Source organism: Pseudomonas syringae group sp. J254-4 (assembly GCF_032586855.1).
In the GTDB taxonomy this organism is placed as follows: Bacteria; Pseudomonadota; Gammaproteobacteria; order Pseudomonadales; family Pseudomonadaceae; genus Aquipseudomonas; species Aquipseudomonas amygdali.
The window spans coordinates 149,768-175,231 of the sequence record NZ_JAWHOO010000001.1 but is presented as its reverse complement, the minus strand read 5'-3'; the positions used below and the strand labels follow the sequence as shown (position 1 = coordinate 175,231).

General features: G+C 58.4%; 20 protein-coding genes and 2 pseudogenes. 6 read left to right on the top strand and 16 right to left on the bottom strand.

The features are described from left to right. Positions 1-51 precede the first annotated feature (51 nt). The 5 genes from RYB09_RS00755 to RYB09_RS00735 form a co-directional block, all read right to left on the bottom strand. A complete protein-coding gene (locus RYB09_RS00755) occupies positions 52-1,026 on the bottom strand; it encodes an aliphatic sulfonate ABC transporter substrate-binding protein (RefSeq protein WP_316887130.1) in 975 nt (324 codons plus the stop codon). A gap of 33 nt (positions 1,027-1,059) precedes the next feature. Then, entirely contained in the window at positions 1,060-2,019 is a 960-nt protein-coding gene (locus tag RYB09_RS00750) for a D-isomer specific 2-hydroxyacid dehydrogenase family protein (RefSeq protein ID WP_316887129.1), read from the bottom strand. Beyond that, positions 2,016-3,362 (bottom strand): LLM class flavin-dependent oxidoreductase, encoded by a 1,347-nt coding sequence (locus RYB09_RS00745; RefSeq protein WP_316887128.1) that lies wholly within the window; start codon positions 3,360-3,362, stop codon positions 2,016-2,018. Before RYB09_RS00745 ends, RYB09_RS00750 begins: the two co-directional genes overlap by 4 nt. A gap of 180 nt (positions 3,363-3,542) precedes the next feature. Beyond that, positions 3,543-4,454 (bottom strand): arginase family protein, encoded by a 912-nt coding sequence (locus RYB09_RS00740; protein ID WP_316887127.1) that lies wholly within the window; start codon positions 4,452-4,454, stop codon positions 3,543-3,545. 109 nt (positions 4,455-4,563) lie between these two features. Beyond that, complete coding sequence (locus tag RYB09_RS00735) at positions 4,564-5,493, bottom strand: helix-turn-helix domain-containing protein (protein WP_054081844.1); 930 nt, start codon at positions 5,491-5,493, stop codon at positions 4,564-4,566. A gap of 642 nt (positions 5,494-6,135) precedes the next feature. On the opposite strand from RYB09_RS00735, the pseudogene RYB09_RS00730 reads away from it, so the two are divergent. From RYB09_RS00730 to RYB09_RS00720, 4 genes and pseudogenes are all read left to right on the top strand, one after another. Beyond that, positions 6,136-7,641: pseudogene (locus tag RYB09_RS00730) on the top strand (PAS domain-containing protein); the annotation flags it as partial. Next, positions 7,642-8,268 (top strand): methyl-accepting chemotaxis protein, encoded by a 627-nt coding sequence (locus RYB09_RS27120; RefSeq protein ID WP_410478295.1) that lies wholly within the window; start codon positions 7,642-7,644, stop codon positions 8,266-8,268. Next, entirely contained in the window at positions 8,265-9,746 is a 1,482-nt protein-coding gene (locus RYB09_RS00725) for a chemotaxis protein CheW (protein WP_058400233.1), read from the top strand. The genes RYB09_RS27120 and RYB09_RS00725 overlap by 4 nt, the downstream gene beginning before the upstream one ends. A 65-nt stretch (positions 9,747-9,811) precedes the next feature. Beyond that, positions 9,812-9,937: a hypothetical protein gene (locus RYB09_RS00720; RefSeq protein ID WP_080164905.1), complete on the top strand. Its 126-nt coding sequence runs from the start codon at positions 9,812-9,814 to the stop codon at positions 9,935-9,937. Between the two features lie 87 nt (positions 9,938-10,024). Here RYB09_RS00720 and RYB09_RS00715 read toward each other — a convergent pair whose 3' ends face one another. Together RYB09_RS00715 and RYB09_RS00710 are read right to left on the bottom strand one after the other, a co-directional pair. Then, positions 10,025-10,423, bottom strand: a complete 399-nt coding sequence (locus tag RYB09_RS00715) for a hypothetical protein (protein ID WP_058407583.1) — start codon at positions 10,421-10,423, stop codon at positions 10,025-10,027. A 94-nt stretch (positions 10,424-10,517) separates the two neighbouring features. Continuing rightward, positions 10,518-11,393 (bottom strand): MBL fold metallo-hydrolase, encoded by an 876-nt coding sequence (locus RYB09_RS00710; protein WP_058400234.1) that lies wholly within the window; start codon positions 11,391-11,393, stop codon positions 10,518-10,520. A 107-nt stretch (positions 11,394-11,500) separates the two neighbouring features. Between RYB09_RS00710 and RYB09_RS00705 the strand changes: the two genes are divergently transcribed. Continuing rightward, a complete protein-coding gene (locus RYB09_RS00705; protein ID WP_316887126.1) occupies positions 11,501-12,397 on the top strand; it encodes a LysR family transcriptional regulator in 897 nt (298 codons plus the stop codon). A 120-nt stretch (positions 12,398-12,517) separates the two neighbouring features. Here RYB09_RS00705 and RYB09_RS27115 read toward each other — a convergent pair whose 3' ends face one another. The 9 genes and pseudogenes from RYB09_RS27115 to RYB09_RS00665 all read right to left on the bottom strand — a co-directional run bounded on the left by RYB09_RS27115 (position 12,518) and on the right by RYB09_RS00665 (position 24,816). Continuing rightward, positions 12,518-13,246: a methyl-accepting chemotaxis protein gene (locus RYB09_RS27115; protein WP_369812063.1), complete on the bottom strand. Its 729-nt coding sequence runs from the start codon at positions 13,244-13,246 to the stop codon at positions 12,518-12,520. 129 nt (positions 13,247-13,375) lie between these two features. Further along, positions 13,376-14,302: pseudogene (locus tag RYB09_RS27110) on the bottom strand (cache domain-containing protein); the annotation flags it as partial. Positions 14,303-14,673: 371 nt separating this feature from the next. Next, the gene (locus RYB09_RS00695; RefSeq protein WP_002553900.1) at positions 14,674-15,246 is read right to left on the bottom strand and encodes a sarcosine oxidase subunit gamma; all 573 of its coding nucleotides are present in this window, start codon (positions 15,244-15,246) and stop codon (positions 14,674-14,676) included. A gap of 3 nt (positions 15,247-15,249) precedes the next feature. Further along, on the bottom strand, positions 15,250-18,156 hold the full coding sequence (locus RYB09_RS00690; RefSeq protein WP_058400238.1) for a 2Fe-2S iron-sulfur cluster-binding protein: 2,907 nt from the start codon (positions 18,154-18,156) through the stop codon (positions 15,250-15,252). After that, entirely contained in the window at positions 18,153-18,458 is a 306-nt protein-coding gene (locus RYB09_RS00685; protein WP_058400239.1) for a sarcosine oxidase subunit delta, read from the bottom strand. Before RYB09_RS00685 ends, RYB09_RS00690 begins: the two co-directional genes overlap by 4 nt. A gap of 13 nt (positions 18,459-18,471) precedes the next feature. After that, positions 18,472-19,713: an FAD-dependent oxidoreductase gene (locus RYB09_RS00680; RefSeq protein ID WP_058407580.1), complete on the bottom strand. Its 1,242-nt coding sequence runs from the start codon at positions 19,711-19,713 to the stop codon at positions 18,472-18,474. After that, positions 19,695-20,597, bottom strand: a complete 903-nt coding sequence (gene folD / locus RYB09_RS00675; RefSeq protein WP_316887124.1) for a bifunctional methylenetetrahydrofolate dehydrogenase/methenyltetrahydrofolate cyclohydrolase FolD — start codon at positions 20,595-20,597, stop codon at positions 19,695-19,697. The genes RYB09_RS00680 and folD overlap by 19 nt, the downstream gene beginning before the upstream one ends. Continuing rightward, positions 20,594-21,460 (bottom strand): formyltetrahydrofolate deformylase, encoded by an 867-nt coding sequence (gene purU, locus RYB09_RS00670; RefSeq protein WP_004658059.1) that lies wholly within the window; start codon positions 21,458-21,460, stop codon positions 20,594-20,596. Before purU ends, folD begins: the two co-directional genes overlap by 4 nt. A 509-nt stretch (positions 21,461-21,969) precedes the next feature. Beyond that, positions 21,970-24,816, bottom strand: a complete 2,847-nt coding sequence (locus RYB09_RS00665; RefSeq protein WP_316887123.1) for an RHS repeat-associated core domain-containing protein — start codon at positions 24,814-24,816, stop codon at positions 21,970-21,972. Positions 24,817-25,223: 407 nt separating this feature from the next. Between RYB09_RS00665 and RYB09_RS00660 the strand changes: the two genes are divergently transcribed. Next, the gene (locus RYB09_RS00660) at positions 25,224-25,442 is read left to right on the top strand and encodes a winged helix-turn-helix transcriptional regulator (RefSeq protein ID WP_080394833.1); all 219 of its coding nucleotides are present in this window, start codon (positions 25,224-25,226) and stop codon (positions 25,440-25,442) included. Positions 25,443-25,464: the final 22 nt, after the last annotated feature.

Genomic DNA, 25,464 nt, shown 5'->3' with positions numbered 1-25,464 from the left:
GCTGACCGAGGGGCGTGCGTGCTTGATGTAAGAGCACATACGCCCCCTCTCTCAAGGCTTCCATACCTCCACAGCCTGCGCATCCACCGCCTTGGGCAGCAGGCCCGCTGCGAAGAAGGCATCGGCGATATGCTGCTGCTCGTCCAGTTGCTTATGCGTGACCGGCTGTATCTGATAGGTGCGGTGGCTGTTGGCGATTTCGACCGTTTCGATATCCAGATTGCCCCATAAAGGGCTCAGTACCTGCGCGGCTTCTCGCGGGTTGGCCTTTAGCCAGATACCGGCGCTGTGCAACTGCTCGTAAACCACGCTGAGTACTTGCGGATGGTCCTTGGCGTAGTTGGTGCCGGTCAGGTAATAGCGTTTGTAACTGGACAGTCCCTTGCCGTCAGCCAGGGTGCGGGTCGGCAATTGCCGTTGCGCGCTGGTCAGGAAGGGTTCCCAGGAGACCCATGCGTCGACCTTGTTGTTTTCGAAGGCCGCTCGGCCGTCGGCGGGCGACAGGTAGGCGGGCTGGATATCCGAAAATGCCAGACCGGCCTTTTTCAACGCAGCAATCAGCAGGTAGTGGGAACCCGCTGCCTTGGTGACAGCGACTTTTTTACCTTTCAGATCCGATAACTGCTGCACGGGCGAGTTTTTGTGGACGATGATTGCCTGCGCGGAAGGCGAGGCCGCTTCCTGGGCAAAGTAGGTCAGCCTGGCCTGCGCTGCCTGAGCGAAGATCGGTACGGTGTCCGCCACATCCGCGCTGATATCGACGTTGCCGACGTTCAACGCCTCCAGCAGCGGCAGGCCACTCGGAAACTCATGCCAGGTGACGGTGACGTCCTGTGGCGCAAGGGCTTTTTCCAGCGTGCCGCGTGTTTTCAGCAGGGTGATCAGCGTGGAAGACTTCTGGTAACCGATCCGCAACGTTTGCTGTGCTTCGACGGGGAGGGCGATGCATAACGCCAACGCCGCGAGCAGGCCTGCCAGCAGCGGACGGCGGTAGCCAGGTTGTGTGTGTTTTATCGGGTTGGGCATGGCACGCTCGGTATGTGAAGGTGACGCTGAGTGTCAGTAGCCGCGCTGGCGATCAGCCTGATTCTGCAAGGCCTGCCCATTGAGAAAACGCTCAAGGTTGGCCAGAAAGCTGTCGGCTATTTCGTTACGGCTGTTGCTGGAGATCGCCGAGGTGTGCGGTGACAGGCGCACGCGAGGATGTGAGTACAGTAGATGCCCGTCCGGCAGGGGTTCGGGTTCGGTGACGTCCAGCGAGGCCAGGCCGATGTTTCCATTATCCAGCGCATTGAGCAGCGCCTCATGATCAAGCAAACCGCCACGGGCGATGTTGATCAAGTGCAGGCCGGGTTTGGCACTGTTCAGCACCTCGGCGTTGACGATGTGCCGCGTGGCCGGTGTCAACGGCGCGGCCAGTACCAGATGGTCTGCGCGCGCGAACAGGTCGTGAATGTCGCGTGCAGCCTCGACACCGTCAACCTCGAACGGAGCCGGACTTTGCCGCAATGCGATCACGTTGATACCCAGCGCCTGGGCCTTGCTTGCCAGGCTGCGACCGATGGCACCAAAGCCGAGAATCCCGAGCGTAGTGCCCTTGAGCGGCGTCAGTGCGGTGAAATTCCAGTGCGAGTCATGCACCCAGATATCCGGCAGATGCTTGGCTGCAGCAAAAATGGCGGCCAGCGAGAACTCGGCGATATTCTCTGCCGCGCTGCCCCGCGAGGTACTTACCGGCGGCCCGTCGAACAGCCAGCCCGGATAGAAGTCGATACCCGAAGACACCACCTGAATCCATTTCAGGCCATAGGGCCAGCCCGGAGGCGGCAAGGCCGGGGCTTCATAACCACGCACGTTGATAGGGCGCGCCAGCAGAATGCTGACCTCGCCGGGCAAATCGCTCGGCACTCCGGCAGGTACGCCGATGACCCTGGCTTCAGGGTGGGTCACTGCAAGCCGCTCGCGAATCACCTGATTGAAATCATCATCCAGCTGGCTGGCAATCACGAGTCGAGTCATGCCACCGCCTCGTCAGATTGATGGGCGACAGCCTTCGCATGACGATTGACCGGCACCTCAAGGCCGAGGTTTTCACGTAGCGTATTGCCGCTGTATTCGGTGCGAAACAGTCCGCGTCGTTGCAGCACCGGCACCACCCATTCGGTGAAGTACTGCAGGCCGTCCGGCAGGACGCTATTGATGATGAAACCGTCGGCTGCGCCTGCTTCGAACCACGTTTGTATCGCGTCGGCGACCTGTTGCGGTGTGCCGACAAAGTCACGGCGGGGCAGGGAGAAGCGCAGGGCGACTTCACGCAGGCTCAGGCCTTCGTCTTTGGCCAGTTGCTTGATCCGGTCCGAACCGCCTTTCTGGCTGTTGGAGCCCAGATCGCCCAGTTCCGGGAAGGGTTCGTCCAGTGGGTACTGGCTGAAATCGTGATCATTGAACGGTCGGCCAAGGGCGACAATGGCGTCTTCGATCGTCACCAACTCCACGGCCTGGCGATAGCGGCTCTCCACCTCAGCCTCATCGCGCCCGACAATCGGGCGAATGCCCGGAAGAATCGACAGCGCGTGAGGGTCGCGACCAAAGCCGCCAGCCCTTTGTTTCAGGTCCTGATAATAGGCGCGCGCTTCATCGAAACTCTCGGCGTGGACAAAAATTGCATCGGAGTTCTGAGCGGCAAAGTTACGCCCGGCCTCGGAGGTGCCTGCCTGAAAAATCACCGGCTGACCCTGCTTCGACCGGGCGATGTTGAGCGGGCCTTTCACCGAGAAGAATTCGCCCTTGTGGTTCAGCGTGTGCAGTTTGCCGGGCGTGAAAAACTCGCCTTTCTGCTTGTCGTAGGCGAAGGCGTCGTCTTCCCAGGAATCCCACAGGCCCTTGACCACCTCGATATGCTCTTTGGCGATACGGTAGCGTACGGCGTGCGGTGGGTGTTCGCCCTTGCTGAAGTTGTCGGCGGTGCCACTGAGCCAGGAAGTCACCACATTCCAGCCAGCCCGACCGCCACTGATGTGGTCCAGCGAAGCAAACTGGCGAGCTACCTGAAAGGGTTCGGTGTAGCTGACCGTCACCGTTGCCACCAGACCGATATGCCGGGTGGTGGCTGCGAGTGCGGAGAGAATGGTCAACGGTTCGAAACGATTCAGGTAATGCGGGCTGGATTTTTCGTGAATGTGCAGGCTGTCGGCAATGAACACAAAATCGAAGCGGGCCGCTTCGGCCAACTGGGTCTGCTGCTGATAAAAGCCGAAATTCACACTGGCGTTGGCCAGCGCCTGCGGGTGGCGCCATTCGCCCCAGCCATGGCCGACTCCGTGGACCATTGCGCCAAGTTTAAGGTGTCGTTGTCTGCTCATGTTTTTGCTCCGGACGGTTCAGAAAGGTGGATGCACCTCCGCCTGGAGAAAGGGGTCGGTATAGGATGACGATATGCCTATAAAAACCCACAGTGAAATTCTATTTTGTTATATGTTAATTATTAAATTAACTAATTATCTGGTATTTAAATATGCATAAATTGAATTTTACTCGCTGGTTCAGGAGTCAGTCCCGTGGCTTGGCAGCCGGTCGCCAAGCAGCGGCAGTTTCGTCAGCATGTTCTGCAGCGCCAGAGCATCCCACGGCAGGTGCTCGGCAATGCCAAGGCCGACCACGTCCACGGCGCTGGCAACGTCTGTCAGCAAGCGGACGACCTGCTCGATAGTCATCTTGCCCTGAGCAACGCCTTCAAATTTACTGGTAGGGACACCGGGTTGGGCAAACAGCAAAGAGCGAAACAGTGCCGGGTCCAGCACGTCCAGGTCCAGATGGATCGCCAGGTGCCTTGCACCGGTTTCCTCAAGCCACTGCAGCACCGGCTCGCTGGAGTGTGCCAGCGCCTGTGCATCGGCGCTGCGCAGCCCGAGACGCTTGATGAATGCGCTTTCGACCTCAAGGGTTTCCTGCAGGCCCGCGTACATCACATTGGCAGGCTTGATCGGGCGTTTCACGGCATTGACGAAATCCTTGTCACCTTCGCCCAGCAGATTGCCCATGACCATCGCGTGTGCATGCTGGAAGTCTCTGGGTGTCATGACGTCCGGGTGAGCGTCGACCCACAGCACCGCAAGGTCACCGTCATAACGTTCGTTCAGGTAGGCGAATGGCGCGAGGTCGACCAGGCAGTCGCCACCCAGAACCACCAGAACCACCAGACGATCCGGCTGATGCTGGTCGATCAGTTGCCGTGCAAGGCCAAGCTGGGCCAGCAGCGCATGGCGGGCGATGATGCCGTTTTCAAGTTCAAGTGGTTGATCATCCGGTTCGGTTACGGCCACGTGCTCGACGGGCCCTGACGCGTCCGGTGCCAGCCACGCCAGCAGCTGTGCGCCAAAATGATAAGGCGCGTTGTTGCCACCTTGCCACTGGGGAAAGATCAGGCGCAGGGTTTTATCGGGTTGGGTAGTCATCGAGGTTTTCCTTCGTCACCGTTCATTGGCATGGCGGTGATACTGCTCGACCCGGATGTGGCGTGCTTTGCCTGAACGGTCAATCGCTGTGCCGAAGGTGCCAATCGTCTTATCGTGGCCCCAGCAACTGCTGAGGAGAGATGCCATAAGCGTTTTTGAAGGCTCGACTGAAATGCGAGAGGTTGCTGAAGCCGAAATTCAGCGCAGCGTCACTGACGCGGCGAACGTGGCCTTTGCGCAATGCGTCATGGCACGCCGAGAGCCTTTGCTGCCAGAGCCAGCGAATGGCCGTGGTGCCTTCCTGTGCGAACAGGCGATTGAGCGTGCGTGGCGAAACATGAGTCGCCAAAGCAATGCTTTCGGCCGTCAGCCCTGTGTCGGGTAGATTATTCAACAGGAACTGCTTGATGCGCTGCAGTTGTTGCATTTGACGAGACTGCTGCCGGATATCGGTGTCGCCGAACACCGAGTCGAAGGCTGTAGACAGTACGTCCAGCAGTGATGCATTGAGTCGCTCGCTCAGCGGGTCCGATAAGCCTTCTGTGTTCCAGGCTTCATTCAACAAGGTTGCGGCAACACGGCCCAGCGTCGAACGGCCATCGAGCGTGCGGCACACCAGTCGTTCGGCAGCGGGCATGTGTTGCAGCAACAATTTGCGGGGCACCGCCAGCACAATCTGATCGTCACCTTCGGGGTAACTGCATGCGTAAGGCTGTGCGCTATCGTAAAGGACGATATCGCCAGCGCCTTGCCGGGACTCTCTGTCGTTCTGCACGACGATAGCGACGGAACACAAAGAGAGCGTGAGGAGGAAGTGATCGCTCTCCCTGTCTTGCTGCAACCGCCGGTAATGGAGGGGGGAAGACTGGATACGGGTGAAGGTAACGCTACTCTGATCCCTGACATTCAGCCTGCCGTCAAACGGCGCTTCGGTCAGCGGCTGGCTGGTGACCAAGCCATACGTCGAGCTCACAACCTCCTGCCAGGCGTCGAAACGATCCTCGGGCCGTAGTGGTTCGGCTGGGAAAATCATGGCCATGGCTGCCTCTGCGACGAGCGTCTTTTTACGAAGTGATCGGCGGCAAGGTTATCAGACGTTGATCCAGAGCAAGACCCCTGTGCCGGCAGTGTTTCAAGGTGGTGAAAATAGTTTATAGACCTGTGATCCAGCCGATATATCCCTACGTATGCAGCGCTCTGCTTACCCAAGCCTTCTAGAACAGGAGTTCCATGGACCCGCGCCTTGCAGGGCTTTCTTTCTTGCTCACCCTGGGATGGACGGGGGCCGTGATTCTCGTCATCTGGTTTTACGCCTGATGACGCAACGGTTTTCAGCAGGGGACGGAAGTGGTTTACGAAGCGATCCTTACCGGTGAACGGTAGGGCCAGGAAGTGTGTGCGTTGATAGTGGCTAAATAGTGGTCTGGCAGCGCTAAAGCTAATCTGACTGAAGCCGATGTTTATGTAACGGCTCCTTGCCGAGTGACTTCGATAGTTCCACCTGGCTCTGACGGCCTTGAAGTTTGCGCTATGGAAGGCATTGAGAAAGACGATTAACCGGCTTGATCAGCAGGCACCATAGTCAGTCCGCGCCTCATGTTTGAAGCGTTTGACCGGGCCCGCACAGACCGGGGCTTTATAACAATACTTCCACAGATGCCTACTCGCAGAGTACTTCCACATGTCGACCACAATTGAAAGCACCCACAGGGACCGGGCCGGGCTGGAACTTGATGTTCACTCGCTGTTGACGGCCATTGACCGTTCCCAGGCGATGATCGAGTTCGATCTTGAAGGCAATATCCTGCGGGCCAATACCAATTTTCTGGATTGCGTCGGTTATCGGCTGGATGAGGTCCAGGGTCGGCATCACCGTATGTTCTGCACGCCGGAATATGCGTCCAGCGTCGAATACGCGACGTTTTGGGAAAAACTGGGCAAGGGCGCTTTCGACGAAGGGCAGTACAAGCGCCTGGGCAAGAACGGGCGCGAGATCTGGTTGCAGGCCACTTATAACCCGGTGTTTGACGAGCAAGGCAATCCGTTCAAGGTGGTGAAGTTCGCTACGGACGTGACTGCGCAGCGCAAATCCAATGCCGAGTACGAAGGCAAGGTTGCGGCTATCGATCGCTCGCAGGGTGTCATCGAATTCGACCTTAACGGTCGCGTGCTCACCGCCAACGAAAACTTTCTCAAGGTCCTGGGTTATCGTCTGGACGAGATTCAGGGTCAGCACCATCGCATGTTCTGCGAAGACGACTACCTGAACAGTCCGGCCTATCGTGCCTTCTGGGCCAAGCTCGAACGTGGCGAGTATGACTCCGGCGAATACAAGCGCATCGGCAAGAACGGTCGCGAGTTGTGGATCAGCGCCACCTACAACCCGATATTCGACCCGGATGGTCGTCCTTACAAGATCGTGAAGTTCGCCAACGATGTGACCGAGAGCCGCATTCGTCAGGCTGAGTCCGCGGGCAAGGTGACGGCGATCGAGCGTTCTCAGGCGGTTATCGAATTCGATCTGACCGGCAAGGTGCTGCATGCCAACCGCAACTTCCTTGCGGTATTCGGCTACGACCTTGAGGAAATTGTCGGCGAACACCACCGGATGTTCTGCTCTGAGGAGTTTGTCAGCAGTCTGGAGTATCGCGAGCTCTGGGAAAAACTGGGGCGTGGCGAATACGACGCCAATGAGTACAAACGCAAGCGTAAGGATGGCAAGGAAATCTGGATTCAGGCGACCTACAACCCGATCTTCGACGCGCAGGGTAAACCCTACAAGATCGTCAAGTTCGCGCTCGACGTGACAGTTGCCAAGGAAACCAGCGTCGAGCACCACGGCAAGGTGAATGCAATCGACCGCGCCCAGGCCGTCATCGAATTCGACATGAGCGGCAACATCATTACGGCCAACGCCAACTTCCTGAAAGCGCTGGGTTATGGCCTGCAGGAAATCAAGGGCCAGCATCACCGTATTTTCTGTGATGAGGAATATGTGCGTGCCACTGAATACCGGGAGTTCTGGCACGGGCTGGGGCAGGGCGAGTTCTATTCCGGACGCTTCATGCGCGTCAGCAAGTACGGGCAGAAAATCTGGATTCAGGCGACGTACAGCCCGATTTTAGACCATGACGGGCTGCCGTTCAAAGTGGTGAAATTCGCCACTGACATTACCCGTCAGGTCGAGATGGAGCAGGCGATAGAAGCCAAGACCCGCGCCATGGGCGAGTCGGTTAAAGCACTGATGAACGCCATTTCCTACGTGGCACAAAGCACCCAGACGGCCACCGATCTGGCCAGAATGACGCGTGAGCAGGCCAGTACCGGTTCGCAGACTCTGGTCAAGGCGTCCGATGCGATGGGCATGATCGCCAAGTCGGCCGAGGGCATTCAGGACATCATCCAGGTGATCAGCGAGATCGCCAGTCAGACCAACATGCTGGCCTTCAACGCCGCTATCGAGGCGGCCAGGGCTGGCGAGCACGGCCTGGGCTTCTCGGTGGTGGCCGATGAAGTGCGCAAGCTGGCCGAGAAGTCCTCGCGTGCGACCAAGGAAATCAACAAGCTGATCCTCGAAACAGTCAGCCGGATCGAGTCGGGCAACGAGATTTCGCGCAGTGCCGGCGAAGCCTTCGAACACATCGTGGAAGGCGTGATGCAGACCACTCAGGCAATCGACGGGATCAACACCGCGACCGAGAAACAACGCTTGTCGGCGCAGGAAGTGGAAACACTGATCGTGGAGCTGCATAAAGCCAACCTGACCGGCCACACCCAGACTCTGGACAAGGTATCCATCGGACAACCTGCATGAGCAGCCTGAATGCCTATGGCGTCGTGCAGATCAATGGCGTTTATCTGGCGGTGGTTGCCGAAGCGCTGATGGAGGCCGTGCACTGGCCTGCCGACCTGTACCCCCATCCGCTGACTCGCGGTGCGTTGCGCGGGGTGTTTACCTTGCGCGGCAAACCGGTGCCTTTGGTGGACCTGCGGGGCCAGTTGGCGGAGGGCGGCGATACATCGTTGCCCACGCCGCTGGTCGCTATTCTCAAGTACGGCGGTGGCTACCTGGGGCTGGCGATTGATGCGGTATGCGACATTCTCAAGGCCCGCGACTCTCAATTCAGCCCCTTGGGCCCTGGCGGCACCAGTGTCGGGTTGCTGCCATCACTGCTGCTGGGCGCAGAAGAATCGCGGATGATCTACAAGCTCGACCTGGGTTTTCTGAGTAGCTTGCCAGGCGTACTGTTTGCTGCTGATCCGAGCGCGCAGGTGCTCAAGGAAGAGGCACTCGCGGCCAAGAATCGTTTGCTGCATTACCTGGTGTTCGAGTGTGACGGTCGCAACTTCTGTATCGATGCGAGCGTCGTGACCGAACTGGTGGATAACCCTGAAATTTCGGCGTCGGACTTTGCCAGTGACTGCTGCTTTGGCGTGACGTCGGTACGTGGCACCAAGGTTCCGGCGCTCAATCTGTCTGAAGTCCTTGGTCTGGACCATAAACGCCAGACTTCCAAGCCGCAGTTGTTGCTGTTGACGGCACCGGATGGCCGGGTGTGCGGGTTTGGTTACGACCGCATGGTCGCCATCCAGCGCCAGGACCCGGGCAGTCTTCTGGCGGCACCGGGTTACGGCCTGCCGCATCCTGAACTGCTGGCCGGGGTTATGAACCTGGATGAGGGGCAACAGGCATTGTTGCTGGATCATCCAATGCTGTTGCAGCGCCCGGAAGTCAAAAGCTACACCCAGGTTTATCAGCACGACGTCAAACCTGCACAAGCCTCGCACGATGTGACCAAGGCCATGCTGCGGCATGCCTGCCTGCTGTTTGACGCACCGACCCGCTTCGTCGCGCCGTTGAGTCAGATCGTCGAGATCATGAGCGTGCCGCAACAGCTGATCGGTTTGTCGCAACCGACGACACACTTGTTGGGGCAGTTCAATCTGCGTGGCGAGCAAGTGCCGCTGATCTGCCTGAGCAGCCTGCTGGGCGAGGGGGCGCAAACCCCGGGTGAAGCGTCCCGTGTCCTGATCGTGCGTGGCGAGCGCCTGTGCTTTGGTTTTGCCGTGAGCCGGGTCGATGCGATCGACGCGTTCAATCAGTTCGACCCGGCCATGCTCGAGCAGGGCTGGCAGGCCAATACCGGCAAGGGGATCTCGGTCAATGACCGAGTGCGCTCGCTGGTCAGCGTCGGCAGTCAGGAACGCAGTTGGCGCGCAACCCTGCTCGATTTGCAGGGGCTGGCCAGGCAACTGGAGTGCAATGTCGCCGAACAAGTGGCAGCGCGCTAATCAATCGGAACCGAATGCTTCGCGTGTGGCCTTATTTTGAGTGTCCACGAGCGGAGAGAATGACCATGACTGACCAGAAAGACGAGAAAAAGCCGGAACCGGCAAACGATGTGCCTGCGCACTCGACGCCAGAAGAAAAGGAACGCCTGAAGGACTTCAACAAGGGTGGTATTCCGCCGGGGGCCTGTTGATCAGTCAACAGGACAATGAACATGACGCCCGCTCCGTTTTAGATCGGGCGTTATGGTTTCAAAGGCCTGTTCGGGCTCTGTATTGACTCACGCGTCGCGCAGCAGGTCGTTGGCGTTGAGTAGTTCATAGGCGATCTGCGGGCGTGCCTCAAGTGCACTGCGGATTGCGCTTGCAACCGACTTGCGCGTCTTGCGGCACAGGCCGGTCTTTTTCTGCACGACAATGCTGATGCCGCGCATGGTGCGTACTTCGTTGAAGCCCGGTGCGATTTCGACGCGCACACCCAGTTGCTCGAAAATCTTGCGCTGCATGTGCTCCAGATCCTTCAGGCTTTCAACACGGCTCAGGCGCTCAAGCAGCGTGTTTTCCGCATCACGGGTCAGCTTGAGGATGCGCAGGTCGGCGTCTTCCGCATCCAGCCGTTCGCGCTCGCAGTCGCAAGCGCCGGGCGGGCAGGAGTTACGGATTTTGACGGGAGCATTCATGGGTGCAGCATAGCGATTGACGGGGGCGTCTGACCATCCCCCGGAATTGCTGCGCGCAACTGCGGCGATGCGGCAACAGTTCCCTGGTTTCAGATCAGTTCGGCCACTTCATCTCGCCCTTGATGACCTTGGCACTCAGTTCCAGCGAACTCGGTTCGGCCAGTTGTGGCCAGGCATTCTGCATGGCATCGATCAGGCCCTTGGAATCCTTGGTTTTGGCCGCTTGTTGTTCAAAGGACTTCAGGTAGTCGGCGGTGAACGTCACAGCCTTGGTGCCCGCTGGAACCTCGCCCAGATAATGGCCCGGAATTACCGTGACCGGCTTCAGCGCCTCAATACCCTTGAGGGTGGCGAGCCAGTCCTGACGCGATTTCGGGCTTTGGGTATCGGCAACCCAGACATGAATGCCGCTGGACACCACAACGCCGCCGACCACCGCCTTGAGCGATGGAATCCATACGTAGCTGCGCTCGGGTGCCGGACCGTTAAGGCCTTTGATCTGCAACGGTTGGCCTTCAAGGGTCAGATGGTCGCCCTTGAGCACCTCTGGGAGGACCAGGCTGGCTGGCGCATTGTCCTTGAGGATCGGGCCCCAGTAGGCAAGTTTGCCCTGCATCGACGCCTTGATCGCCTTCACGGTAGGGGCGCTGGCAACGATCTTCGCATCGGGGAAAGCGGCTTTGATGACGTCCAGCCCGAAGTAGTAATCCGGGTCGCTGTGGCTGATGTACACGGTGGTGAGTTTCTTGCCGCTGGCCTTGATCTTCTCTACCAGCGCCTGAGCATCGTTACGCTGAAACTGTGCATCGATCAGCACCGCATCATGCTTGCCGGTGATCAGTTCGGATGACACCGGGAAGATGGCTTTTTCGGCCGGGTTGTAGACTTCGATCGCCAGTGGATCAGCGGCCTGGGCTGCAAGCGGGAATAGCGCAGCGAACGATAGAGCAAGCAGGGAATTGCGCAGCATGGGGCACGACCTTTATCGGACAGGACTAAGGTGGTTATCTTATGTTGCTTCAAATGAAACAAAAGCCTCAATATTGGCAACTATTGATTGCTTATATCGGATGAATCATGGATCGGATCATGGCGGCGCGGGTGTTCATGGCCATCAACGAACGCGGCAGCCTCATCGCTGCCGCCGAAGCGCTGGACATGTCACGGGCGATGGTTACCCGTTATCTGGCGCAAATGGAAACCTGGGCGGGAGCGCGCTTGTTGCACCGCAACACGCGCAAGCTCGGGCTCACTGCGCCCGGACAAGTAACGTTGCTGCGTTGCCAGCAGCTTGTCGAGCTGGCTGACGCAGTGCCGCTGGCTGCCGATACGCAGGTCGATGAGCCCCGCGGCATGTTGCGCATTGCTTGTTCGCAGTCACTGGCACTGGCGGTTCTGGCCCCAGCGGTGACGGCTTACCTGCAACGCTACCCCGGTACCTCGGTGGATCTGCTTATTGGCAACGAGGCTGTGGATCTGGTCAGCGAGCGTATTGATCTGGCGATCCGCATCACCAATCAGCTGGACCCCAATGTGATTGCCCGTCCACTGGGGCATTGCGATTCGGTTGTCTGTGCCTCTCCAGCCTACCTCGCCATGCATGGCACTCCCTCCAGTCCGCAGGAACTGGCTGCACACCACTGCCTGACCTATTCGTACTTCGGCAAGAGCCTATGGGAGTTCACCCGTCAGCAGTTGCCGCTCAGTGTTCCGGTGGGCGGCAACCTCAGCGCCAACGATTCAGTGGTGTTGCTGGAGGCCGCAGTGGCTGGCGCGGGGATCACCTTGCAACCGGTGCATTCGGCAGCGCCGCTGATTGCAAGTGGCAAGCTGATCGCGGTGCTGCCCGACTACCAGCCAAGGGCGCTGGGGATACACGCGATCTACACCTCGCGGCATCACCAGTCGGCCACCTTGCGCACCATGCTGGATTTTCTGGCTGAATGGTTTGAGAGGGGCAGCGCAGAGCCCTGAGGTTGGATCACCTGCTGCGCACAGGACGCAGAGCGTCCAGAACGGCATGCCAACGCGGAGCATGGGCACGATAGGGGGCATACAGACACCTATCGTTTCTCACGCTCCGAGTGTGCAGTATCAGGTCTTGAACTTGCGCACCAGGCCATCGAGTTCGCTGGACAGTAGTTCCAGGCTTCTGGAATCCGCACGGGCGGAGTCCGAGAGGTCGGCGATCAACTGGGCGTCGCCATGGATCTGGCTGATGTGACGGTTGATATCCTCGGCCACCTGATGCTGCTCTTCGGCGGCGGTTGCGATTTGGGTGTTCATGTCGCGAATCACATCCACCGACTCACGGATCTGCCCGAAGCTGCTGCGTGCCTGCCCGATCTTGGTCACCGATTGCTGCGACACGTCGAGGCTGGCGTGCATCTGTTGAGCCACCGAGGCGGTGCGTTTGGCCAGATTGCCCAGCAGGTTGTCGATTTCGGCGGTCGAGTCCGAGGTACGTTTGGCCAGTGCGCGGACTTCGTCGGCTACTACGGCAAAGCCGCGACCCTGTTCGCCTGCGCGGGCCGCTTCGATGGCCGCGTTGAGGGCCAGCAGGTTGGTCTGCTCGGCAATCGAACGGATGGTATTGAGGATCGACTGAATGCCTGCGCTGTCCTTTTCCAGTTGCGTCATGTCCTTGGCCGAGCGGGTGAGTTCCTCGCTGAGCTGGTCGACACTGCGCACCGCATCATCGATCTGCCGCTGACCTTCACGCGCCTGCTGCTGACCGCTGTCGGCCGAATCGGCGGCCTGGCTGCAGGAGCGGGCGACTTCGTTGGAGGTGGCGACCATTTCATGGAAGGCCGTGGAGACCATGTCCACCGCCTCGCGCTGACGGCCAGCGGCTTCGGCCATGTCGTTGGAGACACGGGTGGAGCTGTGTGAGGCTTCAAGAATCTTCCCGGCAGCCTGGCCGATGTGCTGGATCAGGTTGCGAATCGCGGCGAGGAACTTGTTGAACCAGCCTGCCAGTTGCGCAGTTTCATCCTTGCCGCGCACGGCGAGGTTCTGGGTCAGGTCGCCTTCGCCGCCCGCAATGCCTTCCAGGCCGCTGGACACGCTGTGAATCGGACGCACGATGACGCTGGCAAAACTGGCACCGACAATCGCAAAGACCACCGCCAATACCGCAGCGATAATGCCGATCAGCCAGGTCAGGCGGGTGGCCGAGGCCATCACTTCGTCCTGCTTGATCAGGCCGATGAAGTTCCAGCCCAGTTGCTCGGACGGGTACACGTTGGCCATGTAGCGTTCACCGTTGAGTGTCACCTCGACCAGACCACTGGCGGTTTTGGCCAGCTCGCTGAAGCCGTCGCCCAGCTCACCCAGTTTCTTGAAGTTGTGCTCCGGCTGTTTGGGATCGACCAGCACGGTGCCGCTCTTTTCCATCAGCATCAGGTAGCCGCTGTCACCCAGCTTGATCTGCTTGACGATGTTGGTCAGTTGCTTGAGTGATACGTCGATGTTGACCACGCCGCCAGGGTTGCCCAGTTTATTGGGGATCGCCCTAATGGTGCTGACCAGCACCGCGTCATCGTTGGCCCAGTAATATGCGTCGCTGCGCACGGTTTTGCCAGCATTGGCCATTGCGGTCTTGTACCACGGGCGAACACGTGGGTCGTAGTTGCTCATTTTCGGGTCTTCCGGCGTCATGATGTAGCTGCCGTTGATCAGCCCGTAAGAGACGTAGGAGTAGGCCGGGTGGGCCTTGGCGATACTGGCGAACAGCTCGGTCGCCTGTTTGTCGTTTTCCGACTGTGCGGTGGCGGCTGCGCCCATGTAGTTGCGGAAATCGTCGCCCGCCCCGGCGATCAGCGGGTGCGCCGCGATGTAATTGACGTTCTGCGTGATGCCGTCGAAAAACAGCTGCATGGCATTGTCGACCTGACGAATTTCACGTGCGCTGCTGTCCACGAAATCACTGGTCGCCTTGTCACGCAGATTCACGATCACGATGGCGGCGACGACTAATATGGGCAAACACGCAATGACTGCGAACGCCCACGTCAATTTCTGTTTGATATTCATTTGAGCTCCGGGGGGGCGCGTTACTGCCGCAAGTGTCGGGTGCTGCATGGGTGCAGTCTGCGACCCCAGGCGTTGAGCCGAAGGTCGCTCTTATGGTCTACCAAATGTCCAACGGCTTTATGCCAGTATTCTTTAGGCGGCTTGGCGGTAACAGACACTTGTTGTCGTTCATGAGCACGAAACGGCCTTTATTCACTGAAGCAGTAACCCGTTGTTCATGAGAGGCGCCCTCCAAACTCGGTCATGGCATCCAGCATCGCTTCCTTGAAGTAAGCCAGTGAAGCCCGATCAAAGAGAATCTGAAAACAGGGTTCGCTCTGCGCGCCAACATTGATCACGATCACATTGATTCGCGCTGCCGAGGTCTGCGCCACCGAGCCGACTGCGAATGCTGACGGACGCAGGTCCACGCCGCACAATTTAGCCATCACCTCGGGGATGCACGGGCCGCTCAGTTGCAGCCACGCATGGCTGTCTTCGCGAGGCAGCAGGTAGTTGGCGTTATGGTCCAGTTCCCAACGGGCTTCCTCATCGGCTATGCGCTGGCCTTTATCAAGCGGGCTGCCGAGCAGCAGGTATTCGGTCTGCGAAAGACGTGCAACATGGCTGCCGTCGGCCTGAGTAACCGCGCGGTTCGGCGTGTCGGGCAGACTGAAACCACGTGCTGTCAGGTATTCGGCGCTTTGCGTACCGCGAAACCCCACGCGCGGCAGATCGGTCAGGTCTTGCAGTGTGCACAGTGAGGGCGCGCCGGCTCTGACCGGGCGGTCCTGGATAAGGCTATTCATGGTTCAGAGCTCCTGGCGCTGGTTTTCAGGATCAAAGAAGGGCAGTTTCACGACGGTCGCCTGAACCACCACGCCGTCTTCGACGCGAATCGGAATCTGCTGGCCGGGTGTGCTTTGGTCGAACGCGGCATAAGCCATGCCGATAATCATGCCCAGGGTTGACGAGTATTCGCAGGAGGTCACGTTGCCACTGATGTCCGGGCCTTTGAGCACCAGATGACCTTCAAGCGGCAACGGACTGGCCTTGGGCAGGGTGAAACCCACCAGCTTGCGTTTCTGCGGCTGGGCTTCGAGGATATCCACCGAGCGGCGGCCGACGAAGAACGGCTTGCTCCTGCTGACCGCCCAGCCCATGTCGATTTCGGCCGGATGGGTCATGCCATCGGTGTCCTGGCTGATGATGACGTGGCCTTTTTCCAGACGTAACAGACGTTGCGTCTCGACGCCGAACGGACGCATGTCGAAGGCCTTGCCAGCCTCGACAAGTGCATCCCAGAGCCTGAGCGCGTGACGAGCGGGGACATGGATCTCGTAGCCCAGTTCGCCGACGAAACCGACCCGCAACAGCCGCGCCTTGATACCGGCAACAGTGCCCAGGCGCACGCCAAGATAAGGGAATCCCTCGGCAGACAGATCAAGGTCGGTACACACTTGCTCCAGCACCTTGCGTGAATCCGGACCCGCCACGTTGACCGCAGCAATGGCCGCTGTGACGTTGGTGATGTCCACGTTCAGACGCCACTGGGCATTCCACTTGAGCATCTGTTGGTAGATGCGATCCACACCGCTGGTGGTGGCGGTGACGTAGAAGTGCTGGTCGGCAAAGCGTGCACAAACGCCGTCGTCTATGACTACGCCTTGCTCGTTGGTCATCAGCGCATAGCGTGAACGCCCGACCGGCTGCTTGAGGAACGCAAAGGTGTACATGCGGTTGAGCAGCTCGGCGGCATCGGGTCCGCGCACGTCCAGCCCACCGAGTGTCGACACATCGATAATCCCGACCTTGTTGCGCACATGCAGTGCTTCTTGCTGCATGCAGGCATCGCGTTGCGCCGGCTTGCCGTAGAACGCTGGGCGCTGCCAGATCCCGGCCGGCATCATCTTCGCGCCTGCCTGCACATGCCGTTGATGCATGGGCGTCTGGCGGTAGGGGTCGAAAGCCCGGCCCGCCACGTGTGCCAGTTTCTCTGCCTCAAAGGGCGGGCGGGCAGTGGTCACGCCGGTTTCGCTGATGCTGCGCTGGGTCGACGCAGCCACCAGCCGTGCGGTTGGCAACGCTGAGTGACGACCTTGCGACGGCCCCATTCCGACGGTGGAATAACGCTTTACCAACTGGATGTCGCGATAGCCGATGCGGGTGGCATTGACGATATCGCGCACCTGCAAGTCTTCGTCGAAATCGACAAAATCCTTGCCCTCTGGATGCGGAAAAATTGGCCAGGGGAAGTTGACCCGCGCTTCACTGCGCAGCGTGGCCGGGTTGGCTGCCGATTCCAGGCCGAGCGCCGAGAGCACCCCTGTGGCGGCATTCGTCGCATCGGCCAGCACGTTATCCAGCGCGTGATAACCGTTGACCGAACCGGCGATGCCCAGGTTCTGCGGCAGGCTGCTGATCGCGAACTCGGCCAGTCGATCATCATAGGCGAGCTTGCCGCCCGCCTGACACAGCAACTGGTAGGCCGGCATGTAGCCGCCGGACATGCACAGCAGGTCGCACTCGACACTCAAACCCTTGTTCGCCACCTGACCCTGGCCGGTGATCTTGCGCAGCTCGGCCCCGCTCACGTGACGCATGCCTTTCTCGTGCAGTGCTTCATACACGGTGGTGCTCATGTGGCAGACAATGCCGCGTTGCTCCAGCGCAACCTGCAATGCCCGATCCGACGGATTGGCGCGCATGTCGGCGACCGCGACCACTTCGACACCCTGATCGTGCAAATCCAGTGCAGCGAGGTAACCGTCATCATTGCCGGTCAGCACCAGCGCGCGCTTGCCGGGCTTGACTGCGTACAGCCTGATCAGACGTTGCGCAGCGCTGGTCAGCATCACACCGGGCAAATCATTGTTGCGAAAAATAACCGGCTGGTCGAACGAGCCACTGCACACCAGGCATTGCGTAGCGCGTACCTTGTACAGACGCTTGCCCTGAATCACTGGCAGGTAGTTGTCGGTGAACCAGGCATTGCAAGTGGCCTGTGTGAGGACCTGAATATTGGCGTGCGCCTGCACGGCGTCGACCAGTTCGCGCCGCAGTTGCCCGGCACGCTGACCGTCGATATCGAAGCGCGCGTAGGTCAGCGAACCACCGAGTATCGGCTGCTGTTCGATCAACAGCACCCTGGCGCCGGCGTTGGCTGCCTTCAGCGCCGCCTGCAACCCGGCAGGCCCTGCGCCGATCACCGCCAGATCATTGAACAGGTAGGCCTTGTCGTAGTATTCAGGCTGAAAGTCCAGATCCAGCACGCCGAGGCCCGCTTTCTTGCGAATGATCGGCTCCCAGACTTTCCACATACCTTTGGGCTTGTAGAACGAGCGGTAGTAGAAACCCACGGGCATGAACTTCGAGAACTTGCCCAGCCAGGCATCCCTGTCGTGGTCCAGCGAGCCGCTGAAATTCTGTCCGGTTGCCTGCAAACCATCCTGTAGGGCAAAGGTGTCGGCCAGCACGTTGGGCTCGTGAGGTAGCTGGACCAGGCTGTTGGCGTCCTGTCCGGCCATGCTCAGCGGGCCGCGCGGACGATGGTATTTGAACGAGCGCGAGAGCAGAAAGCGACCGTTGGCCAGCAGTGCGCTGGCAATGCTGTCGCCTTGCAGGCCCTGATAGGTTTTGCCATCGAAGCTGAAGGTGAGCGGCTGGTTGCGATTGATCAGCAGGCCCATGGGCGCGGGCAGGCGGGCTGGGGTGGTCATCCTGCGATCTCCTTGGATGGGAGGGGAGCGAAGTCGATACGTGCGGTAAATATTTCCCTCGGGTCGAAGGTGCGAATGATCTCGTCGCTGCCGGTATGGCGTTCCGCCAGAAACCAGTAGCTGGAAGGGTTGTGCATCCACCACTCGCGCACCACGCCCAGGGTGTCCTCGCTGTTGAACACGTAGTCGGCCCATTCCGCATCGCTGCAGGTCTGCGGGTCAGGCATGTGCTTGAATTCGCCGCCGTAGGTGAATTCGCTGATGTTGCGCGGCCCGTTGAGCGGGCAGGTCATGATTTTCATGTGTCGCTCTCCGTCAGTGGCTGGCCGCTGTCGCGCCCATTTCGTTGACTTGCTGGAAGGTCGAGAAGCGGTCCAGCGCGAATGGCCTGATCAACTCGGGCACCTTGCCGCCACTGGCCACCAGTTCGGCCATGGTCTTGCCGCAGATTGGCGTTGCCTTGAAGCCCCAGGTGCCCCAGCCTGCGTCCAGGTAATAATTCCTGACCGGCGAGAGGCCCATGATCGGGCTGTAGTCCGGGGTCATGTCGGTGATTCCGGCCCACTGACGCATCAATTTGGCGTTGGCCAGAAACGGAAACATCTCGATGGCGTGGGCCAGCAGGCTTTCCTTGAGGTCCAGCGTCGAGCGCGTGTTGAACAGCGGATACGGGTCCGAGCCGCCGCCAAACACCACCTCACCACGGCTGGTCTGCTGGACATAACAGTGCAGGGCGGACGAACTCACCAATGGGTCGAGGAACGGCTTGAAGGGTTGAGTGACCATCGCTTGCAGCGGGAAAGTCTGTATCGGTGAGCGAATTCCGGCCTTTTTCATCATCTGCGAACTCATGCCCGCGACTGCCTGCACGGCGCAACCGCACTGGATAGTGCCGCGATTGGTTTTCACTGCGGTGATGGCGCCATTCTCGATCACCAGTTCCTGCACTTCGGTCAGTTGATGAATCTCGACGCCGCGCTTGGCCGCCTGTTTGGCATAGCCCCAAGCCACAGCGTCGTGGCGTGCAGTGCCACCGTCGATATGCCACAGGCCCGCGAGCACCGGCAGATGGCCGGGGTCCAGATTGAGGCTCGGCACCAGTTCGCGGATCTGCTGGCGGTCGATCATTTCGGTGCGGCCGCCGAAATGCTTGTTGACCTCGGCGCGCTGACGGAACGAGCGTACGGTGGCGTCGGTATGCGCGAGGGTCAGCTGGCCGCGCTCCGAATACATGATGTTGAAGTCGAATTCGTTGGACAGGCCCTGAAACATTTTTACCGACTCGGCATAGAACTTCACGCCTTCACTGGTCAGGTAGTTGGAGCGGATAACCGCAGTGTTGCGCGCCGTGTTGCCGCCGCCCAGATAGCCTTTTTCCAGCACTGCGATATTGGTGATGCCGTGGTATTTCGACAGGTAGTACGCGGTCGCCAGCCCATGACCACCGCCGCCGATGATCACCACGTCGTAGGAAGGCTTGAGCTCCTTGGGCGCAGGCAGATCCACCTCGACCGGATACTCCGGGCTGAGCCCGTATTTCAATAGGTTGAAAGGCATACGGCCTCCGATTGGCTGCGCTGTGCGAGGGCTTGCTGCCTGGCAGCAGTCACTGTGTTTTTCATCAGAAAAGCGATGGTCATCGGTCCGACGCCACCGGGTACCGGCGTGATGGCAGAAGCCACGCTCAGGGCGCTGTCGAAATCGACATCGCCCACCAGGCGGCTGCGGCCTTGATCCTCGATGCGGTTGATGCCGACATCGATCACCACTGCGCCGGGCTTGAGCCAGCTGGCGTCGATCATGCGCGGACGACCCACTGCTGCGACGACGATGTCTGCCAGTTGGCACAAGGCCTTGGCATCGGCACTGCGCGAATGCACCACTGTCACCGAGCAATGCGCTTGCAACAGCAGGGCGGCCATCGGTTTGCCGACGATATTGGAGCGACCGATAACCACCGCATGTTTGCCGCTCAGATCGCCGCAGGTCTCTTCAAGCAAGTGCATGCAGCCGCTGGGCGTGCAGGGCGTCAGTACGCTGCGTCCCTGGCTGAGACCACCGACGTTTTCACTGTGAAAGCCATCGACGTCCTTGCCCGGGCCAATGGCCTGCAAGGCGCGGGCTTCTTCAATGTGCGGCGGCAGTGGCAGTTGCAGCAGGATGCCGTTTACCGAGTCATCGGCGTTCAGTTCGGCAATCAGCGCCAGCACCTGTTGCTGGCTACTCTTGGCAGGCAGGCGGTGCTCCAGCGAACGAATGCCTGCTTCCTCGGCGCGCAGGATCTTGTTGCGCACATACACCTCACTGGCCGGGTCGTTACCGACCAGAATGACCGCCAGTGCCGGTTCGATGCCGTCGGCTTTCAAGGTTTTCACGTCGTTTCTGACCTGTTCCAGAACACGAGCGGCGGCGGCCTTGCCATCGATGATGCGCGCGCTCATCGGAAGATCACCGTTCGGTCAGTGTTGAGAAACACCCGATGCTCAAGGTGGTACTTGACTGCCCGAGACAGCGCGATGGTTTCGTTGTTACGGCCTGCTGCGACCAGGTCTTCAGGCAGGTAGACGTGATCGACACGCTGCACTTCCTGCTCGATGATCGGGCCTTCGTCCAGGTCGCTGGTGACGTAATGCGCAGTGGCGCCGATCAGTTTCACGCCGCGCTCATAAGCCTGGTGATACGGCTTGGCACCCTTGAAACCCGGCAGAAACGAGTGATGAATGTTGATGGCCCGCCCCGCCAGTTGCTTGCACAGGTCGTCGGAGAGAATCTGCATGTAGCGCGCCAGCACCACCAGTTCGGTGCCGGTTTCGTCGACCACCTTCATCAGCGCAGCTTCCTGCGCCGCCTTGGTTTCTTTACTCACAGGCAGGTAAATGAAACGAATGCCTTCCCGCTCGGCCATCGGCCGCAAATCCAGGTGGTTCGACACAATGGCGGTGATGGTCATGTCCATTTCCCCCTTGTGGTAGCGGTACAGCAGGTCCGTCAGGCAGTGATCGAACTTGCTGACCATCAACAAAACGCGCATCGGGCGACGTGTGTCATGCAGTTCCCACTGCATGGCGAAGTCTTTGGCCACCACATCGAAACCGGTTTTCAGCTGCTGGATGTCGCCGTCGTGACCATCGTTGAAACGAAACACTGCACGCATGAAAAAGGTGCCGCTGTACTCGTCGTCGAACTGGGCCATTTCACCGATATAGCAGCCGTTGCCAGCCAGGCATGAAGCCACTGCCGCGACAATGCCGGAGGTCGCCGGGCAGCTGATCTTCAGGATGAAATGGTTCTTCTCGTGTTGCATGGCTTGTCCTCTGGAATAGGGCGGCAGCTCGGCAAAGGGGGCAAAAAGTCAGATACAGAGGTTTTCTGAGTGGCGAATAAAATTCTCTACAGGAATTTAATATTCTTGAAGGCTGTTTTATAGGCGAAAGGAAAAGCAGCGTCCAGAGGTTTCTGGAAACTTTGTTTACTCGAGGGAATGTGGATGGGTGGGGCAGTGAGGGCTGGGGTCCTGGTTTCGCTTGCCATCAGACAGAAAACGCTTGAGGCAGGCGTGTACCAGCAGGAATAGGGAGGTCATTTGTGATGCGCAACGCCTACAAAGGTCAGCGAGGTAAACAAGCCACGCTCTGCGAGATCGGCGCTGGCCATTCGCTGAGGAAGCGGCAGCGCTCGGTGACGCTGAGTTAAAAGCAGGCTCGTGCGCGAGTCCGATCGTAATGCTCATCCCCAACCCATAGCGTCGAACGCTACGCCGACCGTTCCTCGCCTGCTTGCCTTGCCTTCGCCCACCGAGTTCCTGTACAGAACCTAGGAGCGGTACCCCGTAACTGCTTTTTTTATGCCATGTAAAAACGACCCGGTGTAGGTCCTTTTGAAGTTGTAAGAAGCTATATAATCATCTGGGCTCGAATAGTGGGGGTGCATGTTTTTTACCATGGGTGTAAATCTTCTTCTGTTACGGTCTTTGATATCGGTATAGCTTATAGCCTTGTGCTGATGTATTGCACTTGTCATCATGCCATTGAGTCTGGATTTTTTGTCTTCCAGGATGCCGGCTGTTTCGCCCGAGTCGATGTTTGTGAAGTGGAATTTTTCGGTGTAGCTTAAGCCCTTGTCAATCTCGTTATGCAAGATTTTTATCAGTCGCATAACCCCTCTGTTTTTATAGTCAAGACGTGCTTTTCCACGGGGTGTGTCATATAAGAGGTTGTCGGGATGATGAAAGCTCGCCGCTTCACTAGCGCTAAGATCATCGTCGTTTAAAAACCTGGATATAGTCGCCATTTTGATCGTTGTGCGTTCGCTGCCAAAATGTTGCGTGAGCATCTTGTGCGTTTCCATAATGCTGCTTCCCGTCACCGAGTAGTCCAGCAGTACCGCATTTTTATGCTGAGAAAACGCTTCTCCGAGACTCCCATCCAGGTAGTTATTCCTGTTAGTCCTTTCCACCTCGCCGAGTTCGCTGATTTCCGGCATTTTTTTCATGTTACCTAACCCTGACACCTGCAACAGTGCGGTGTCGAAGCCCGAGGCGCTGATATATTCTCCCAAGGCTTGCGGTGAACGGCCAACCATGACAAATACTGTTTCTTCCGCCGACAGGCCCGCTGCAGAAAGCCCTTCTTTTATACTCTGAAAAACTGAACTGAATCCTTCAATATCTTTTTCATCAAAATGCGTTCTTGTCGCTATGAGACCGTCAGTGTCATGGTAGGTAACGGGATTATTGCGCACCATCCTGTACCGGTTCAGTCCGTCAGCATCTCCTGCAGGATCAGGGCTGATCCACCTCTGCAGCCACGGCGCATAATACCTGAACCCGTAGTAATACAAGCCCGTCGCGTCCCGCTCTTTACCCGAGTAACGGACCGTTTTGTAGGTCGCTTCGATTGCATTTTTCGCAGCCCACCATGCCGTACCGCCGTAAGGATAATAGCTTTCCTGACTGATTAATTCGGCCTGTTGATTCAGTTCCAGTGTATGGCTGCCCACAGAATCGCTGAGGCTGTAACGCACTTGGTCGTTATCAATGCCTTTACGTAACCCGTTTTCCCAATGCAACCAGTGCACACTATTACGTCCTGCCTGGGCAATGACGGCATGTAACGTTTCACCTGATGTACGTGTGCGAATCTCAAGCCCTGGGAGGTAACGCACTTCGCTCACCTGCTCTGTGCCAAGGGTTTTGGCGCGGCGCACTTTGCGCACTCGCTGGCCGCCGCCGTCATAGACATAGGTTTCGACATCATCGTCCTGGCCATCCGGCGCATCGCGCTGTACCTGGGTGACGTTGCGCAAGTGGTTGCGGGTATCCCACTGCATGACCTGACCCGGTGACAAGTTCTGTTGGTTACCGTTGGCATCAAATGCTTTGGCGAAATCTATAGGTGAACCGTCCTTGTACACACTGCGGTTGCTGCGTGGGTCGACTACCATTTCGCGCGTATAGGTGTTGCGCACTCCGGCGTTGTGCCTGAGCCGGGTCAGGTTGCCACCGCTGTCATAGCTATAGGTTTGGCGGTAATTGCGCCAACGGCTGTCATCCGCTGCGCCAAAGACTTTCAGCCCTGGCAGGTCCGGGCCGATGGTGTAAGTGGCACTTTCCCGCCCCGTCGCGCTGATCAATTGATAGAGCGTGTCGTAGGTATACGTACTCACCGCCTGGATACGCTGCTGAGTATCCCACTGTACCGGCTGCGCGAGGTCTTCAACTTGCTCGATATTACCCACCGGGTCGTACTGGTAATGCAAGTCCTGCAGCATTTTGCCACTTGGACTTTCGGCCTTGAGGCTGCACAGCACGCCGCTCACTGGCGAGTAATAAGCCGTCGTGATCACATCATTGCCTGCCTGTTCGATCTCTACGTCGCCGAAAGCATTGTAAGTGGCGCGTTTGAGTAACACCGTGCCGTCAAGCCAGGAAGCACGGGCCCCGCCTGTGACATTGACCTCGAAACGCTGTACGTGATCGAGGGCATCCTTTTGCTCGATGACAGCGCCTAAGGCATCGTGACGCCAGCAGGTGGCGTAGGTGTCGATTTCTAAATCATCTGCTGACTCAGGCCAGATCGGGGCCGCCAGCGATTTGCAGAAGCGGCGGACTTCGGTGAGCGGCTGGGCCAATACGCCAAAATGCTCACGCGATAAACTGCCCGCCTGATCATCATGGCGAATCAGTTGGCCACAACGGTTGTTATGGGCGTCTTCCTCGCCGGATCCCGCATAGGTAAAACGCTCTACACAAAGCAGCGGGGCATCCCAAGAGAATTGCTCAAACACGCTGACAGGGCGCATAAGTTCATCGTAGGCATAACGCAGGCAGGTACCGCGCCCGTCCCAGCTTTCATACAACACCCCCGCAGCGTCATGGCAGGCAACCCGCCAACCCGCATCGACGCTCTCCGTTTGCAACGCTTGCCCACTAAGGCTATAACGCGCGGTTTGGGTGGGTTGAATTTCAATCTCACCCGAATCAAGCAAACGCGGGTCCCACTGTTGGCTTAAATGACCATAGGTATTGAACACATGGCGCTGGACTCGCGCAACGATAACCTCCTTGGCATCCCGTCGATAGTAAGCAATGTTACGCACAGCCAGGCTGCGCGGATCAATGACTGCTAGAGAAGGCGTGTATTGGTGCAGGGAAGCCGTCATAAGTCATTTTCACTGTCAATCAGGGATGCATTAATTAATTGAAGCATCTTGAAGCAGGGAACAGCAAAAGGATCAGGTTATGAGCCGCATCGTGGGGCAAGGCCAATTTTAGCGTGTGTCATAAATAGAGGCTTTATAAGCGTTTGCCGATAGGGATTTACGCACGTATAGACAGCATCGTTAGTTTCAGCTTCTGCCTGAGCGCATAAGCTCGAACTTAATGAAAAGTTGCGCACGCTTTACGTCCGGCTTGAGCCGTCTTAGTGACGGTACGCAAGCGAGTCAATGAGATGGCCGGATGTCGCATACCTTGGTTAGCGTATCAGCTAATATGGCGTTGGCGAGGTCACTCGTCTCTTTTGACGGGATTAAAAAGGCTCGTTTGTTAAGCAAGGGCACTATCGTTATTGCGCGTCGCTATATGGCCGCGGCGCTGTGAGGCTTCATCTCGCACGGTATCCCCAACCGCACCACCACGCGTTGACTATGAACTGACCAAACTCGGCCACTCATTGAAGCCGCAACTGGAGGTGCTTTTCTGCAAGGGCGAGCACGAGCAGGTACGCGCAAAGTTTGACCAGCAAGGTTCTTCGGCAACGTCGGCCGAAGATACCTTGCGTACCTGAATAGAAGCAATTTGCTACTGCG